General features: G+C 70.3%; 14 protein-coding genes. 3 read left to right on the forward strand and 11 right to left on the reverse strand.

The features are described 5' to 3' along the window. The 6 genes from KBY19_RS37505 to KBY19_RS13830 all read right to left on the reverse strand — a co-directional run bounded on the left by KBY19_RS37505 (position 1) and on the right by KBY19_RS13830 (position 8,686). Positions 1–1,044 carry a CopD family protein gene (locus KBY19_RS37505; protein WP_210965859.1) on the reverse strand — a complete coding sequence of 348 codons (1,044 nt, stop codon included), beginning with the start codon at positions 1,042–1,044 and terminating at the stop codon, positions 1–3. Between the two features lie 141 nt (positions 1,045–1,185). Next, positions 1,186–2,148, reverse strand: a complete 963-nt coding sequence (locus tag KBY19_RS13810; protein ID WP_099883566.1) for a glycine betaine ABC transporter substrate-binding protein — start codon at positions 2,146–2,148, stop codon at positions 1,186–1,188. Between the two features lie 78 nt (positions 2,149–2,226). Then, entirely contained in the window at positions 2,227–4,266 is a 2,040-nt protein-coding gene (locus KBY19_RS13815; RefSeq protein WP_099883565.1) for a proline/glycine betaine ABC transporter permease, read from the reverse strand. Positions 4,267–4,318: 52 nt separating this feature from the next. Next, positions 4,319–5,455, reverse strand: coding sequence for a glycine betaine/L-proline ABC transporter ATP-binding protein (locus KBY19_RS13820; RefSeq protein WP_210965860.1), 1,137 nt, complete (start codon positions 5,453–5,455; stop codon positions 4,319–4,321). Further along, entirely contained in the window at positions 5,455–7,026 is a 1,572-nt protein-coding gene (locus KBY19_RS13825) for a GMC family oxidoreductase (RefSeq protein WP_210965861.1), read from the reverse strand. Before KBY19_RS13825 ends, KBY19_RS13820 begins: the two co-directional genes overlap by 1 nt. Positions 7,027–7,183: 157 nt before the next feature. Further along, entirely contained in the window at positions 7,184–8,686 is a 1,503-nt protein-coding gene (locus KBY19_RS13830; protein WP_210965862.1) for an aldehyde dehydrogenase family protein, read from the reverse strand. A gap of 275 nt (positions 8,687–8,961) precedes the next feature. Between KBY19_RS13830 and KBY19_RS13835 the strand changes: the two genes are divergently transcribed. Then, positions 8,962–9,759 (forward strand): hypothetical protein, encoded by a 798-nt coding sequence (locus tag KBY19_RS13835; protein ID WP_099883561.1) that lies wholly within the window; start codon positions 8,962–8,964, stop codon positions 9,757–9,759. A 9-nt stretch (positions 9,760–9,768) separates the two neighbouring features. Here the strand turns inward: KBY19_RS13835 and KBY19_RS13840 are convergent, their stop codons facing one another. After that, entirely contained in the window at positions 9,769–9,999 is a 231-nt protein-coding gene (locus KBY19_RS13840) for a hypothetical protein (protein WP_185017940.1), read from the reverse strand. Positions 10,000–10,321: 322 nt separating this feature from the next. Then, positions 10,322–11,350 carry an ArsR family transcriptional regulator gene (locus tag KBY19_RS13845; protein ID WP_099883559.1) on the reverse strand — a complete coding sequence of 343 codons (1,029 nt, stop codon included), beginning with the start codon at positions 11,348–11,350 and terminating at the stop codon, positions 10,322–10,324. A gap of 361 nt (positions 11,351–11,711) precedes the next feature. Between KBY19_RS13845 and KBY19_RS13850 the strand changes: the two genes are divergently transcribed. Beyond that, complete coding sequence (locus KBY19_RS13850; RefSeq protein WP_210965863.1) at positions 11,712–13,019, forward strand: MFS transporter; 1,308 nt, start codon at positions 11,712–11,714, stop codon at positions 13,017–13,019. On the opposite strand, the gene KBY19_RS13855 is transcribed toward KBY19_RS13850, so the two are convergent. Next, a complete protein-coding gene (locus KBY19_RS13855; protein ID WP_099883557.1) occupies positions 12,910–13,302 on the reverse strand; it encodes a hypothetical protein in 393 nt (130 codons plus the stop codon). The two genes, KBY19_RS13850 and KBY19_RS13855, sit on opposite strands and share 110 nt — an antisense overlap. Before the next feature lie 243 nt (positions 13,303–13,545). On the opposite strand from KBY19_RS13855, the gene KBY19_RS13860 reads away from it, so the two are divergent. Next, positions 13,546–13,962, forward strand: coding sequence for a MarR family winged helix-turn-helix transcriptional regulator (locus KBY19_RS13860; RefSeq protein ID WP_210957172.1), 417 nt, complete (start codon positions 13,546–13,548; stop codon positions 13,960–13,962). A gap of 238 nt (positions 13,963–14,200) precedes the next feature. On the opposite strand, the gene KBY19_RS13865 is transcribed toward KBY19_RS13860, so the two are convergent. Together KBY19_RS13865 and KBY19_RS13870 are read right to left on the reverse strand one after the other, a co-directional pair. Then, entirely contained in the window at positions 14,201–15,199 is a 999-nt protein-coding gene (locus KBY19_RS13865) for a malate dehydrogenase (RefSeq protein ID WP_210965864.1), read from the reverse strand. Positions 15,200–15,311: 112 nt separating this feature from the next. Then, on the reverse strand, positions 15,312–16,778 hold the full coding sequence (locus KBY19_RS13870; RefSeq protein WP_210965865.1) for an XRE family transcriptional regulator: 1,467 nt from the start codon (positions 16,776–16,778) through the stop codon (positions 15,312–15,314). Positions 16,779–17,029 lie beyond the last annotated feature (251 nt).

Here is a 17,029-nt window from a genome sequence, read left to right on the forward strand (position 1 = left end):
TCAACCCGCGCGGGGCACCGGGGCGACCGTCAGCAGGGCCGACAGGACGAGCACCGCGCCCAGCGCGGCCAGTTCCCAGGCGGTGGGGCGCAGCACCTGGGTGTAGGTGGTCCGGGTGCGGTCCCGTGTCAGCACGCGTCGGGCCAGCACCGCGCACAGGGCCACCGCGGCGACCACGGCCAGCTTCACCAGCAGGGTTCTGCCCCACGCCGAGGAGGTGACCGCGCCGAGCGACGGCAGCTTCCGCAGGGTGCTCGCGGTTCCTGTCGCACACAGGGCGGCGAACAGCCAGAAGGCGCGGCGCGCGTACGCCGCCAACAGGGCCCGCGCAGCGCCGGGTTCGCCGTGCCAGCTGCGCATCGTGCGCAGCACTTGGACGAGGCCGCCGGTCCACAGCACCGTGGAGGTGAGGTGGACCAGGGTCAGGCCGATACCGATCGCGGGGCTGTCGGCCTCCGGGTGCGCCCGGAGCGCTTCGCCGACGAGGACGCCGGCCAGTGGTGCGGCGGCCCATACCGGGCGGCCGAGGAAGACGCACAGGGCCGCCAGCAGGAAGCCGTTGGCCTGCAGGAAGGCCAGCAGGCCGGAGCGGGTCGCGTAGATCTCGCCGAGTTCCGGCAGACCCGCCGCCAGGCTGCCGTCACCGGCGGCGGCCATGGAGGCCAGCCCGAGCGCGGCGAGCATCCCGGCGAGGGCCGCGCCCGCGGCCCACTCGGGCGGCTGCCGGGGGCCGTCGGCCGGGGTGCCGGGCAGCTTTCGCGCGACGTCCCGGGCCAGCCGCCGTCCGGCCACTTCGCCGAGTTGGACGCACAGCGCGGCCAGCAGCACCGAGCGCAGCAGCGTGGTCGTACCGCCGCCGGGTATGCGCAGGTCGTCGGTGCTGTCCGTGGCCAGGTCGGTGCCCGTCAGCGCGACGGCGGCGAGGACGAGGACGCAGCCGGCGGCCGGCAGCAGGGGCAGGACGGGGCGTCGCCGCCCGGCCCGCGCCGCCCGGTGCCGCCCGCGCCCCGGCGGGACGGGGGCGGACGAAGCGGGCTGTTTCACGGCGCAATTGTGCCCCAGCGGCCGTCCGCCCAGGCACCCAGGACGGCTCCGCCCCCGCGACGGCGGGCGTCGCGGGGGCGGGCGGTGCCGGTGGCCGCTACCGCGGCGACACCGACGGCTGTCTCACAGGGAGGGCCGGGATCACTTCTTGGGGATCCACTTCTCCCACTTACTCTTGTTCTCCTTGATCCACTTCGCAGCGGCGTCCTCCGGGTCCATCTTCTGCCCGGCGATCATTCCGGCGACCTCGTTCTGGTCCTTGGTGGACCAGTGGAAGTTCTTGATGAACTTCGCGGCCTTGCTGCCGCCCTCCGCGAAGTCCTTGTTCATGAACTTCTCGAGTTGGTTGGTCTCGTAGCCGCACTTCGCCTTGGACGCGGGAGTCTCGCAGCCCTTGGTGTACTTGGGCAGCTTCACCTCGACCATGTCGATCTTCTCGTTCATCCACTGCGGCTCCCACCAGTAGGTGAGGAACGGCTTCTTGGCGTCGTACAGCCGCTTCAGTTCCTTGAGCTGAGCCGCCTCGGCGCCGGACGGGATGTGCTTGAACTTCAGCCCGAGGTTCTTGATGAGTTCCTTGTCGTGCTGCGAGTACGACGGCGCGGCGCCGATGAAGTGGCCCAGCTTGCCGCTCTCGGACGTCCGGAAGTCCTTGTAGTGCTTGTTGAGGTTCTTGTAGCTCTTGACGACGTCCGGGTGCTTGTCGGCGTAGTACTTGGGCACGAACCAGCCGATGTGGCCGACCACGCCCAGGTCACCGCCGGAGACCACGGTCTTCTTCTCCTCGACGTACTTCTTCTGCTTCTTCGGGACACCGTGCCAGTCCTCGAGGATGACATCGGCCTTGCCGCTGTTGAGCGCGTCGAAAGCGACGGGCTCGTCCATCTGCTTGGCCTCGACCTTCACGTCGAGCTCGTCCTCGAGCAGCTTCTTGACAACGGCCGCGTTGGCAGTGGCACCGACCCAGGAGGGCTCGGCCAGCACGACCTTGTCGTCACTGCCGCCGCTCGCCTTGGTGTCGGCGGCGCAGCCGGTGGTGAGGGCGAGAACACTCAGAAGCCCGACTCCGGCTATTCCAGCAGTGCTTGCACGCTTGATTCTCATACGGATCTCTTTCGTGAGCGACAGGCGGGGAAGACCCGTCGTGCGGGGATATTTCTTTCCTCAGGGGGGTGGAAAACCTCAGCCGCGGTTGCGGTCGGAGACCGGCTGCGAGAGCCGGTCGAGCATGATGCCGAGGCAGACGATGGCGATACCGGCGGGGAAGCCCTGCGAGAGGTCGCCCTTCGACAGGCCGCGCACCACCATGTAGCCGAGCGCGCCGCCGCCGATGAGTCCGGCGATGACGACCATCGACAACACCAGTACGACGCCCTGGTTGAGTGCGACCAGCATGGACTTGCGTGCCAACGGCAGCTGCACACCGAACAGCTGCTGCCCGCCGGTGGCCCCGAGCGAGGTCGAGGCCTCCATCGCGGCCGGGTCGACGTGGCGCAGCCCCTGTGCGGTGATGCGGATGACCGCCGGAGCCGCGTACACGACCGCGGCGAGGATGCCGCCGGTGCGGTTCTGGCCGACCAGCGCGATCACCGGAATCAGGTACACGAACTGCGGCATCGTCTGCATGGTGTCCAGCACCGGCCGCATCATCCTGTCCACCCGCTGCACACGGGCGCACAGGATTCCGACCAGCACACCGACGATGAGCGTCAACACCAGGCCGGCGAGCACCTGCGAGAGGGTGTCCATGGCGACGTCCCACAGTCGCATCCAGCCGACCAGCGCCATGCAGATCACGCCGGTCAGCGCGGCGCGCCAGGTGCCGACGATCCATCCGACGACGGCGACCAGCAGCACCAGCGCCCACCAGGGCGTGGCCAGCAGGCCGTCGCGCAGCGGATTGAGGATGTACTCGGTGAAGCCTTCGGCCCAGGTGATGGTGCCGCCGAGAACCGGGATGCCGGAGCCGAGATGGTCGGTGAACCAGTTGACGGCCGTGTCCACGGAGTTCGAGAAGTCGACGACCCAGCCCTCGGGCCATTCCTCTCCGACGATCGCGGTACCGACGGCCGCGAACACGCCGATCAGCACGACGATGCCGCCCCAGACGGCCAGCCGCAGCCGTGCCAGAGCCTGCGAGACGCTCGTGTTGACGACGTCGTCGAGCCGCTCACCGGCGGCTGCCGTCGTACGGTCCAGCAGCACGGCCAGCAGGACGACGGCGATGCCCGCGACCAACGCGTCACCGATCTTGAGGGCACCGAGCGCCTCGTAGACCTCGGATCCGAGGCCGCCGGAGCCGATGAGCGAAGCAAGGACGACCATGGACAGACACATCATGATCGTCTGGTTCAGGCCCAGCATCATCTGCTTGCGCGCCAGTGGCAGCCGCGCGGTCAGCAACCGCTGCCGGGCGTCGGCGCCCATCGAGGTGGCCGCCTCCAGGGCGGCCGGATCGGCCTGGCGCAGACCGAGCGAGGTGAGGCGGGCCATCGGCGGCGCCGCGTAGATCACCGTCGCGATGAGCGCCGAGGGGACTCCGATGTCGAACATCAGCACGAGCGGCAGCAGATACGCGAACGCCGGCATGACCTGCATGGTGTCGAAAACCGGCCGCAGGATCTTCTCGAAGCGGTCCGAGAGGCCGGAGGCCAGTCCCAGCAGGGCACCGAGGAGCGCGGAGAAGATGACCGCGACGATCATCAGCGCCAGCGTCTCCATCGTCGGCTCCCACACGTCCAGCACGCCGCAGACCACGAAGACCGCGAGCGCCGTAGCACCGGTGCGCAGCGCGCGCCGGGACAGATCGGCGCCGCCCGCGGCCCAGGCGACCAGGGTGCCGACGACGATGACGCCGACGTAGCTCATCGACTCCAGCAGGCTCAGCAGCGTGTCGTACGCGCTCTGCGAGAAGTTGCTGAGGTGGAGCAGGAAGTACAGGAAGATCCAGTGCGACTCGCGGTTGTCGACCAGCCAGTTGTCCAGGTCGTTCAACGGGCTCTGCACATCCGCGGTCAGCGAACGCGGCCAGGTGCCCTGACCGGTGACCAGCGCGCTGACGATGACCACCAGCACCGCGATGATCACCGCAAGCGTCTTCGGATTCCCGAAGAAGCGGGCGAGCGCAGAGGGGGGCGCTACCGCCTGGTCGGGCTCGGGAGGCTCGGGGCTGGACGGCGCGGGGTGCGCGGCCTCGTCCTTGGTGAGCGTCGGGGAACTCATATCAGCCCCCCGCCGGTATGGGCCGCCTCTGCGGCTCGGTGACATGTGGTGCTCATACCGTGGCCACCTCCCGGTCCTTGTCGTCTTCGCCCGTCGTGTCCTTGTCGAGCCCGGCCACGACGGTCAACAGGCTCGCGTGATCGACGACACCGAGCATGCGGCCGTTCTCGACGACGCGGCAGTGCTCGCCGCTGCGCGCGACGATCTCGATCGCGGCCGAGACGAGCGTGCCGGGAGCGACCTCGGTGCCGGTCTTCGCCTCCGCCGCGTCCGCGGGGCGCATGGCGCGGCGCACCGAGATGACCTGCTCGCGGGGGACGTCACGGACGAAGTCCCGTACGTAGTCGTCGGCCGGGTTGGCGACGATCTCCTCGGGGGTGCCCAGCTGGACGACCTCGCCGTCGCGCATCAGCGCGATGCGGTCGCCCAGGCGCAGCGCCTCGGACAGGTCGTGGGTGATGAAGACCATCGTGCGGCCCTCCTCGCGGTGGAGCCGGATGACCTCCTCCTGCATGTCGCGGCGGATCAGCGGGTCCAGGGCGCTGAACGGCTCGTCGAACAGCAGCACCTCGGGGTCGACGGCCAGGGCGCGGGCGAGGCCGACACGCTGCTGCTGGCCGCCGGACAGCTGCCCCGGGCGGCGGTCGCCCAGGCCCTCCAGGCCGACCTTGGCGACCATCTCGGCGGCGCGCTCGCGGCGTTCGGCCTTGGCGACGCCCTGGATCTCCAGGCCGTAGGCGACGTTGTCCAGGACGCTGCGGTGCGGCAGCAGGCCGAAGTTCTGGAACACCATGGAGGCACGGTGCCTGCGCAGCCGGCGCAGGGCGTCCTTGCCCATGGAGATGACGTCCTCGCCGTTGAACTCCAGCGTGCCGGCGGTGGGTTCGATCAGCCGGGTCAGACAGCGCACCAGGGTGGACTTGCCGGAGCCGGACAGGCCCATCACGACGAAGACCTCGCCCTTGTGCACGTCGAAGGAGACGTCGCGCACGGCGGCGGTGCAACCGGTCTTCTCGCGCAGCTCGGTCTGCGAGAGCCCGGTGACCCCGGGGTCGCCGGGGACCCGGTCCGCCTTGGGTCCGAAGACCTTCCACAGATTGCGAACGGAGAAGACGGGACCTGTCTGGGCGCCGTGCTCGTCGGCGTTCTTGTTGTCGGCGGTGGCTGTGGCCTCAGCGGTCTCGGACATCACGCAACACCTCCCGGTGCCGTAGTCGCTCGTTTATCGGACGCAGTGGGTCGGATGAGATCGACCGCCTTCTCGCCGACCATCAGCACGCCGATCATCGGGTTGACGGCGGGCATGGTCGGGAAGACGGAGGCGTCCGCGATGCGGATGCCCGACAGGCCGCGCACGCGCAGCCGGGGGTCGACGACGGCGAGCGCATCGTCCTCGGCGCCCATCCGGCAGGTGCCCGCCGGGTGGTAGACGGTGTGCGCCGCCTTGCGCACCAGCTCGCTGATCTCCTCGTCGTCGGTCACCTCGGGCCCGGGGAAGACCTCCCGCTTGAGCCACTTGGCGAACGGTTCGGCCTGGGCGACCTTGCGGGCGAGCTTGATGCCGTCCACCAGGGTCCGGCCGTCGTAGTCGTTCTCGTCCTCGAAGTACTTGAAATCGAGGGCGGGCTTGACCTCGGGGTCCGCCGAGGTCAGATGGACCCGGCCACGACTGCGGGACTTGGGGATGTTGGGGGTCATCGACACGCCGTGCTCGGGGCGCTGGTAGCCCAGCCGCTCGGGGTTGTCGGTGAAGGGGATCTGGTAGAAGTGGAACATCAGGTCGGGGCCCTTGTGGTCCGGATCCCGCTTGACGAACAGGCCCGCGTCGGAGTCCATCGCGGAGTTGTCCGGAATCGGCCCGTTGGTCTCCCACACGATCACCGACTCGGGGTGGTCGATGAGGTTCTCCCCGACGCCCGGCAGATCGTGGACGACGGGGATGCCCAGCGCCTCCAGATCCTCCTTCTTGCCGATGCCCGAGTGCATCAGCAGCCGCGGCGTGTCCACGGCGCCCGCGCACACCAGCACCTCACGGCCGGCGGTCAGCAGCCGCTCCTCGCCGTCCTTGCCGCGTACGTGCACGCCGGTGACGGTCTTGCCGTCGGCGCCGCCCAGCTCCAGCCGGTAGGCCCAGGTCTCCAGCAGAATGTGCAGATTGGAGCGGTCGCCGGCCTCCATGTGGGGGTGCAGATAGGCGACCGAGGCGGAGGAGCGCTTGTTGTTCTCCGGGTGGTAGGACAAGTCGAAGAAGCCGACGCCCTCCTCGAACGGCTGGTCGTTGAAGCCGACCACCTCGGGGATGTCGAGGGCTTCCTTGGCGGCGTCGATCCAGTCCTGCGCGATCGCGTTCTGGTCCTTCTTGGCGACCCGCACGATGTTGTTGCGCAGCTTGCCGAAGTAGGGCTCCATCGCCTCGGCGCCCCAGCCGGTGGCACCGGCCGCCTCCCACTCGTCCCAGTCGGAGGGCAGCGGCTTGAAGGAGATCAGGGTGTTGTGCGACGAGCAGCCGCCGAGCACCTTGGCGCGGCTGTGCAGGATGTGCGAGTTGCCGCGGGGCTGTTCGGTGGTCGTGTACTCGTAGTCGAGCTCACCCCCCAGCAGGCCCAGCCATTTACGGAGGGTGAGCACCTCGGGCCGGTCGACGTCCGAGGGACCGCCTTCGATGAGGGCGACGGTGACGTCCGGGTCCTCGGCGAGCCGTGAGGCGATCACCGAGCCGGCCGTACCACCTCCGACGATCACGTAGTCATAGCTGGACATAGGGGTACTGCTCCTTGGGGACTTGCGGGGAGAGGACGGGCGGTTGGTACGGGTGCGCCCCGGCGGCTCGGAAGGGCGAGCCGCCGTCGCGCTCTGTTCGGGTGTGCGGTGTTCGGGGTGGAGTGTGGGCCGGTTGCGGTCTCCTCGGCTCGACCGGCTAGCCGGCGAACCAGCGGACGGGTGCGGGGCGCAGGTTCTCGTACACGTGCTTGGTCTCGCGGTACTCGGCCAGACCGTGGGGGCCCAGCTCACGGCCGATGCCGGACTTGCCGAAGCCTCCCCACTCGGCCTGCGGCAGGTAGGGGTGGAAGTCGTTGATCCACACCGTGCCGTGGCGCAGTCGCGCGGCAACCCTGCGCGCGCGGGCGGTGTCACCGGAGAAGACGGCGCCCGCGAGGCCGTACTCGGTGTCGTTGGCCAGCGTTACAGCTTCGTCCTCGGTGCTGAAGCTCTCTACCGTCAAGATTGGGCCAAAGGTCTCCTCGCGGATGACCCGCATCCCGCGGTGGCAGTTGTCCAGCACGGTCGGCGCGTAGAAGTAGCCGCTCTCGGGCCGCACCTCGGACGGCTTCGGGCGCTCGCCGCCGCAGCGCAGCTCAGCGCCCTCCTCCAGCGCGGAGGCGACATAGGCCTCGGTCTTCTCCAGCTGCTGCTGGGAGACCAGCGGACCGCACTCGACACCCTCCTCGGTGCCGCGGCCGAGCTTGATGCGCTGGGCGCGGGAGACGAGTTCGGCCACGAAGCGGTCCTTGACGGACTCCTCGATGATCAGCCGGGCACCGGCCGAGCACACCTGGCCGCTGTGGATGAACGCGGCGTTCAGGGCCTGGTCGACGGCGGTGTCGAAGCCCTCCTCGGTGGCGCAGGCGTCGGCGAAGACCACATTGGGGTTCTTGCCGCCGAGTTCCAGGGCGACCTTCTTGGCACCGGCGACGGCGGCGGCACCGGCCTTGGTCCCGCTCACCAGACCGCCGGTGAAGGAGAACAGGTCCACGTCCGGGTGCTCGGCCATCCGCTGGCCGACCGGGAGGCCCGCGCCGGTGACGATGTTGGCCACCCCCGCCGGGAGCTCGGCCTCCACCAGCAGCTTGACCAGGTGGACGGTGGACAGCGGGGTGACCTCGCTGGGCTTGATCACGAACGTGTTGCCCGCCGCCAGCGCCGGAGCGACCTTCCAGGACGCCTGGAGGAGGGGGTAGTTCCACGGGGTGACCAGGGCGCACACGCCCACGGGCTCGTGCACGACGACGCTGTGCACATCCGCGCTGCCCGCGTCGACGACCCGGCCGCCGGACTCGTTCATCACCAGGTCGGCGAAGTAGCGGAACGCGCCTGTGACGTCGTCCACGTCCACCCGGCCCTCTTCGAGGGTCTTTCCGGTGTCCCGGGACTCGATCAGCGCGATCTCTTCCCGGTCCCGCTGGAGGAGATCGGCGACGCGGCGCAGCAGCGCGGCCCGCTCGGCGGTGGCGGTGTGCGGCCAGGGGCCCTCGTCGAACGCGCGACGCGCCGCGGCGACGGCCGCGTCGGTGTCCGCTGCGTCGCCCTCGGCGACGACGGCGAGCGTGGTGGCGTCCGCGGGGTCCAGCACCTCCCGGGTACCGCCGGCTGCGGCCGTGCGCCACGCGCCGTCAATGTGAATGCTCTCCAGAACGGACACCTTCGGTACTGCCTTCCGTTTCTTACTGCTTTCTCCGGGTCGCGCCCGGTGCCCCGTTGGGGCTTTTTGCCACAGCCCTGGGCAGATGGCAGTCGGGAACCCTGCCCCGTTCTCCGGGTCTCATGTCCAGAAACCGTTGACAAGTGGGCTTCATCACTGGCCGAAGTGCGCCACCCCTCGGCGGATCGTACGGTGAGTACGTCTTTGTCCGTATTCGGCAGCTCGGCATGCCGCCACACAGCCACCTGCCGCCCCTTCGCGGATCGGAGCCATCGATGCGAAAGCAGCACCGCACCTCACTGGTCGTAGCCGTATGCGCTGCAGCGACGGCCTCCGGCGGGCTTCTGACCCCGGCCCATGCCACCACCACGGCCACCCAGCGTGACGGGCCGGATATCGCAGAGTTGTCGGGGGAGGAAATAGCGGAAAAAGCAGCCGCCGAGTTGAATTCCGCGGACTCCGTGCGGCTCAGAATGAAGGCGCCCGACCTCCGGCTCGATCTCACCCTCGACGAAAAGGCGAACTGTTCCGGAAAAGTGACGACTCCGGGCAGCGGGTCGGTGCGGCTGATCAAGCACGGCGACACGGTCTGGCTCAAACCCGACGCCGCCTTCTGGAAGGCCCAGCTCGGCCCGGAGCAGGGCGCGGCAGCCGCCGAGAAGTTCCAGGGCCGCTACATCAAGGGCAGCGCCAAGGACGACGACCTGGGCGGCAAGGGTCTGGCGACCGCCTGCGACCTGGACGCCTTCCGCGCCGCCTCCGGGGTGCGCGACACCCCCGGACCACGCTGGAAACGGGGCCGCGAGAGCAGCGTGGACGGCCACCGCTCCGTCCCCGTCACCCGCGCCCAGGACAAGGCCCGCGTCACCATGCACGTCTCCACCGAGGGCAAGCCCTACCCGCTGCGGCTGGAGCGCAAGGCGGGCAGCAAGCACGACCGGATCGACCTCGGCCGCTTCAACCGGCCCGTCTCCCGCTCCACCCCGCCCAAGGACCGCACGGTCACCGTGGACCAGCTCCGCCGCCACCTCCGCGACTCGGGGCAGGGCGAGCCGCCGTCGGAGTCGGTGTAGCCGGACGCCTCACCGGCCCACGGCCACGGAGCGCGCGGGGCTCAGCTCCCGCGCGATCTCCCGTACGCAATGGCGCAGCCAGCTGTGCGCCGGATCCTTCTCGTAGCGGGGACGCCACGCCTGCGCGATGGGCATGTCCGGCAGCTCCAGCGGGATCTCGAAGGAGACCAGCCCGAGCCGCGCCACATGGGCCGCGCCCAGCCGCAGTTCGGTGCGGCCCACCGGATCGGTCTGCACCACACCGTCAACGCGCTGGTCAGTGTCGGCACCGAGGCGACCACCCGGCGCCGCAGCCCCCGAGCGGCCAGCAGCTCGTCGATCGGACCGTGCGGCCTGCCCCGGCGGGAGGCGGTCACATGGTCGGCGACAGCGAACCGCTCCGGGGTGATCTCCCCCTCGAGCAGCGGATGTCCCCGACGGACGACGCCGCCGTTGGTGTCGGTGAACACGTGCTCGCCCCGGGTCTCCGGCGCCCGTCAGCGACGCTCGACCCGGCAAGCTCAGCACAGCCCGCACAGCTCAGCGAACCAGCAGAGCGCCGCACAGCCCCGCACAGCTCGATTCAGCCCTGGGCCTGCAGGAGGCAGTCCCCGGCCGCGGTGCGGTAGTAGAGGACCGAGCGCCCGGCCCGGCGACGCCGGACCAGCCGCGCGTCGTGCAGCACCCGCAGATGACGGCCCACCGAACCCAGTCCCTGACCGGTCAGCGCGACGAGCTGACTGGTGCTCTTCGGGGAGTCGAGCAGCACCAGGACCATGGCCCGCGCACGTCCGAGCAGGACTTCCAACGCCTCCGGCACGGGCGTCCCCTCGGCGTCGGCGAGCGCACCGGAGCAGGGATACACCACGGCGTAGCGGGGCCGGACCCGCACGGGAGGACGTGCGCATCCCCCCTGGGGCAGCTCCAGGGACGCCTCCCAGGACACCCACCCGGTGCGGGGCGTCACCGGCACGAACATCAGCCGCACCCCGGACAGTTCACGCGGCGGGAGGTTCCGCGTGTTGATCTGCAGCCTGTTCCCGCCGAGCCAGCGCATCCCCGGCCGCATGTCGTCGAGCGCCGCCGCCCAACCACCCCGGCCCAGTTGTGCGGTGCGGGCCACCACATCGGCCTCGATGATCCGGCGCCGCCGCGGCCAGTACGGCAGTACCGTCTCGCGCCACACCCACTCCAGGGTGTCCGCCGTGCGCTGCGGCAGGTCGTCACGGCGCAGCGGAGCGGGCAGCGGGCCCTTGGTGCCCAGCGACACCAGCAGGTCGGCCCGGGCCACGTCCGGTGGGGTCTCCCGGATGCGTGCCACCTCCTGTTCGAACGACGCGGCGGGGTGGCTCCCGTCGGGGTCGGGTGTCGGGGTGAGGAAGTCCGCGTTCCAGGTGGGGCCGAGGGCGGCGCGTATCAACTGCCCGGCGACGGGATCCGCCGACTGCCTGGCGAGATAGGCGGGCCGATGGGCGTCGAGCCAGGCCCGCTCGCCGGGGTGGGCGGCGCTCCCCCGCTCCAGCACCTTGAGGCAGGCGATCACCTCGGCAAGCGGTGACACCACGAATCTGCTGCCCGCCAACGTGTCGGCGTTGACCTGCCACCACCCCACTGCTCGCTCCCCCTGTCGACCTGCGCCGCTCCCACCGCCCAGCCAGAGCCTGCCGATGCCTCCCCCCGCCCCGCCGCTGGGCCGCGCCGACGCCCCCGCCCGCCACAAGCCCGCGCCGACGCCCCGACCCACCCGCCCCAGGGCACGCCGCTGCGGAGCTGCCCCGGTTCCGGTCGTCGCCGATAGGTCCGGGTGGGGCCCTTCCGGGAGCCCGGTGGGGTGCGGCCTTGCCGTCAGGAGCGGCACGCCTCCGGGGTCGTGGACTTCCCAAGGCGCGGCCTGCCTGGGGGCGGCTTCCATAGACGTTTCGCTCTCCTGCGAAACAATAACCAGCTTCCCGGTTCCGCCCGAGACTCCGGCCATGCGCACCTATCGCGAGCTCTTCCGGGCGCCCGAGTTCACTCCTCTCTTCCTCGCCAGCACCTGCCAGGTGGCTGGGCAGACGGTGAGCGGGCTGGCATTGGGCACGCTCATCTACGCCGCTACCGGCTCCCCCTTGCTGTCCTCCCTCGCCATGTTCGGCCCCTCGCTGGCTCAGCTCATCGGGGCGACGACGCTGCTGTCGGCTGCCGACCGGTTGCGGCCGCGTGCAGCGATGACGGCGCTGCCCCTGGCGTTCGCGCTCGGTACCGCCGTGCAGGCCGTGCCAGGGCTGCCCCTCGTGGCATCTTTCTCCGTGCTGTTGGTCCTCGGTCTGCTGGCCTCGCTGAGCGGTGGAGTCCGTTACGGGCTCCTCAACGAGATCCTCGCCAAGGACGGTTACCTCCTCGGTCGCTCAGTGCTGAACATGTCCAACGGCGCCATGCAGATCTGCGGCTACGCACTCGGCGGTGTGCTTGTCACCGTTCTCTCCCCGCGCGGCACCCTGCTGGCCGGAGCCGCGCTCTATCTGATGGGGGCGGTGGTTGCCCGGCTCGGCCTGGGCCAACGTCCGCCCCGTGCCACGGGCCGGCCCTCCGTGGCCCAGACCTGGCGGACCAACTCCCTGCTGTGGTCGTCACCCTCCCGCCGCGTCGTCTATCTGGGGTTGTGGGTGCCCAACGGCTTGGTGGTCGGCTGCGAGTCCCTCTTCGTGCCGTACGCCCCTCGGGAGGCCGGCCTCCTTTTCGCATGCGGAGCGCTGGGCATGCTGGCCGGGGACACCGCCGTGGGCCGTTTCGTGCCCCCTCGCTGGCGGAAACTGCTGGCCGTACCGATGCTCGTGCTGTTGGCTTCCCCTTATCTGCTCTTCGCGCTGCGTCCGTCACTGCCGCCGGCGGCGGTACTGGTGGCGGTGGCGTCCGTGGGCTTCGGCGCCAGCCTGCTGCTCCAGGAGAGGTTGATGGAGCTGACGCCCGAAGAGCTCAGCGGTCATGCGCTCGGCCTGCACGCGTCCGGCATGCTGGCCATGCAGGGGGTGGGCGCCGCGCTCGCGGGTGCTGTTGCGGAACAGACCTCGCCTGCCACCGCCATGGCGGTGATGGCCGTTCTTTCCCTGTCGGTGACCGCCGGCCTCGCGCCGGGCCTGCGCCCCGGGCGGCGGCCGGGCCTCGGCGCCGGAGAACGCCGTGGCCGTCTGCTCAGGTCAGCGCGCCGCCGAGGCCCGAACGGCCAGCCGGAATCCCCACCAGCCGCACCATCACCCGTTCCCGCACGCTCTCCCCGAGGACAGCGACGACGGCGTCGGTGATCGCGGATATCAGCCGGGCGGGTGCTCCGCCGAAGTCGGGATGGTGGAAGAGCCCCTCCCGGGAACGCAGCGTGACGAGGGGCGACGGCTCATCGGTCACCTTCCCGCCGACGCCCCACCTCCCTGCGGGCACACCGAAGAGCTCGACACCGACCAGCTTCCGGAACGACTCGGGATACACGGTCAGTGCCGCTTCCGTCAGTTTTTCGATCAACTGCCCACTGACGGGTGATTCCTCCCCACCCAGGGCTTCCTCATGAATCTGCACCTCGAAGTGCGGCATGGCAACCATCCAATCGGCAAGGTGAACAGCCGGATCGCTAATATCGCGAGACGGATTCACCTTTGATGGCAAAGCATCTTTGAACACAAAGCTAATGGGAGGCCCGCCGCCATGTCAATGGACGGTCACAGAGAGAGACGGGAGACAGAGAAGGGGCAGGTGGGGGAAGAGAAGCAGCAGGGAAGCAAGGGGCGACCGGGGGAACTGGCCGAGGACGACGCCGTACGCGACCTCCTGCTGCTCATGCCGCGCATCGTCGGCCGGGTCAAGCGCGTCCCCGTGCCCGAGGAGTTGCAGTCCCTCGCGCTGGCCCCCCGACACCTTTCCCTGCTCTCGTACCTCCTCTTCGACGGCCCGATGACCGTCAACGATCTGGCCACCCGGCTGGAGGTCGCGCCCACCACGGTCAGCCTGCTGGTCGGGGAGCTGAGCCGGAAGGGCGTGCTGGAGCGGCACGAGGACGAGAACGACCGCCGCCGCCGCATCGTGAGCATCACCGAGGCCCACCGCCCCACCATCTCGCGGTGGCTGGCCCGCGGCGCCGGAGCCTGGCGGCAGGTGCTGACCGAGCTCTCCCCCGCCGAGCGTGCCCTGGTCGTCGCGACTCTGCGCGCGTACGAGGACGTGATGGCCGAGGAGGACGGCGGCGACCACGACTGACGCGCCCGGCAGCTGCCGCCTCCCGCCGGGAGCTCCCCGGGAGACCCCGAGCGGAAAGCCCGAGCGGAAAGCCCGAGCGGAAAGCTCCAGCGGAAAGTCCGAGCAAAAGCCCGAGGGCCCGTACGGATCAGTGGATCCGTACGGGCCCTCGGTGCGGTGCGACAGCCGAGCGGCGCGGCTCAGCAGTGGCAGTGGAGCTGCGCGGCAGTCGACGGCGCAGCAGCTGAAGCGGGCCGGCTCAGACCAGGCCGAGGCCGCGGACCGCGTCCCGCTCGTCGGTCAGCTCCTTGACGGAGGCGTCGATACGGGTGCGGGAGAACTCGTTGATCTCCAGACCCTGCACGATCTCGTACTTGCCGTCCTTCGTGGTCACCGGGAAGGAGGAGATGATGCCCTCCGGCACCCCGTAGGAGCCGTCCGAGGGGATGCCCATGGAGGTCCAGTCGCCCTCGGGGGTGCCGTTGACCCAGGTGTGGACATGGTCGATGGCGGCGTTCGCCGCGGAGGCCGCCGAGGAGGCGCCGCGCGCCTCGATGATGGCCGCGCCCCGCTTGGCGACCGTCGGGATGAACTCGTCGGCCAGCCACTGCTCGTCGTTGACGACCTGTGCGGCGTTCTTGCCGGCGACCTCGACGTGGAAGATGTCCGGGTACTGGGTGGCGGAGTGGTTGCCCCAGATCGTCAGCTTCTTGATGTCGGCGACGGAGGAGCCGGTCTTCTTCGCGAGCTGGGTGAGCGCGCGGTTGTGGTCGAGGCGGGTCATCGCGGTGAACCGCTCGGCCGGCACGTCCGGCGCCGCCGACTGGGCGATCAGCGCGTTGGTGTTGGCCGGATTGCCGACCACGAGGACCTTGATGTCGTCAGCGGCGTTGTCGTTGATGGCCTTGCCCTGCGGCTTGAAGATGCCGCCGTTGGCCTCCAGCAGGTCGCCGCGCTCCATGCCCTTGGTGCGGGGCCGGGCGCCGACGAGAAGCGCCACGTTGGCACCGTCGAAGGCGACGTTCGGGTCGTCGGTGATGTCGATGCCCTGGAGCAGCGGGAACGCGCAGTCGTCCAGCTCCATGGCGGTGCCTTCGGCGGCCTTCAGGGCCGGGGTGATCTCCAGCAGACGCAGCCTGACCGGCACGTCGGCGCCCAGCAGCTGGCCGGAGGCGATACGGAACAGCAGCGCGTAGCCGATCTGGCCTGCGGCGCCGGTGACGGTGACGTTGACGGGGCTGACGGGAGTGCGGGTCATGGCGTTCTCCGTAGTACCTGACGTGGCTGGCGGGTGGCCGGAAGTCTCTCTACGTCAAGAGACCCATCGGCCAGGCTATCCGACCCCGCGCCCGCCTCACCCCCGGGTCCGTTCACCGTGCCTTCTTTCCGGGAACGGTGCAGCCCTTGCCGCCCGCCGCCAGCGTCGCACAGGCGCGCGCCTCGTCCTGCGATCCCACGGAGACCATCTTGGTGTACGTCTCGTTCTTCGCCACCTTGCCGCTCTCCGCCTGGCCGCCCGGGCCGGTGATCCGCAGCGAGTCGCCGGCCCGGGCGCTGGTGATCCGGCCCCAGGACGCCTTGCAGACCTTGCTGTAGCGGACCTCGACGAAGGTGGTCCCGACCCACGCGGAGCTGCTGGTGCCGGCGTGCTCGCCACCGCAGCCCATGGCTTCCGGGTCCTTGCCGGAGCACTCCTTGCCCGAGCACTTCACGCCCGCGGGAAGCTGCGGGGTCTTCTTGGTGGGGCTGGGCTTCGGGTCGGCGGCCTTCTCCTCGCCGCCTCCGCCGATGTCGAAGAACAGCACAGCGCCTGCCGCGACGACGAGAACGGCCACGAGGGACGCCAACAGCACGGTGACCTTGCGCCGACCGCCCGAACCCTTTGTCGCAGGGCCGCTGTCGGCGCCGCCGGGAGCCGGTGCCGATGGTGCGGGCACGCCCTGCGGGACGGCGCCGGCGCTCCCGCCTCCTTGCCCGGCGCTGTGCCCTGCGCCCTGACCGGTCCGTCGGTCGGCGCCGGCTTCTGCGTCGGCGTGTGCGTCGGCGTGTGCGTCGGCGTGTGCGTCGGCGTCGGTGGCATGGCCGGGAGCCCCCGGACTGCCGAGTCCGGGGGCGGGCGTGCCCCACACGGTGGAATCGGACCGATGGCGCCGTTCGCGCGCGCTCGCGCTGTTGCCCGCCGCGCGGATGGCGTCCTTGCGCAGAATGGCCGTCCCCAGATCCCCGTCCTCCGGGACGCCTTGTTCCGCCGTGATCCGCCGCGGGGGTGTTCCCTGCCGCGCGGACGCCTCCTGCTGGGGCGATGTCCCTTGCTGCGGGACGCGGGTGCCGCTGCCCGAACCGGGCGTGCCGCTGCCGGAACCGGGCGTGCCACTGTCGAGCGCTCCACCTTCGGGCGCACCGGGTGTTCCAGGTGCGCCGGGTACCTCGGGGGCCTCGTTACCCGCTGCACTCTTGTTCTTGCGCCGCCTGCGCCCCTTTTCGTGCTCCTGGGAAGGCTCCTCGCTCAGCGCGGCCCTCGCCTGGGCGATCCGGATGGCCTCCAAAGTGGTGTCGTGCCGCATCTCGCTGCGGCTCCACGCCCGTTCGGCCAGCTCCCACATGGTGCCCAGATGCCGCACATCGGTTCCGGTCACCTCTGCGAGCGCCTGCGTGGCGCCGCGCGGCGGCAACAGACGACCGTTCAGATACCGCTCCCAGGACGACTTGCTGTAGCCGGTCCGGTCGGCGATGGTGGCGACGCTCAGCCCGCTGCGGTCGACGAGCCGCCGCAGCTGGCTCGCGAACTCCCGGATCTGCGGGTCCAGATCCTCCGGTAGCGACCTCCAACGAGGCATTGCCTCCCCCTTGTCCGCGAATGCGCTGTCAGTGTTCCTCTCCCCCGTGTCACGCCACGGCCCCGGGTGCTCGTCCGCGCAAACGCTCCCTAGTCTGCCAGCCCATCCGCACACCAACCGTTACGTCCCCCCGGCGGCTGCCCGTTGTTCGCCCGCCGTCCGCCCGACACCGCCCGCACAGAAGTACCCGCCCTCCTGAAGGAAGGCGGGCCCCTTCACATTCGCGGCACTGTTGCGACGGTGCGACGGCA

This window comes from Streptomyces sp. B15 (assembly GCF_018070605.1).
GTDB classification, from domain to species: Bacteria; Actinomycetota; Actinomycetes; order Streptomycetales; family Streptomycetaceae; genus Streptomyces; species Streptomyces smyrnaeus.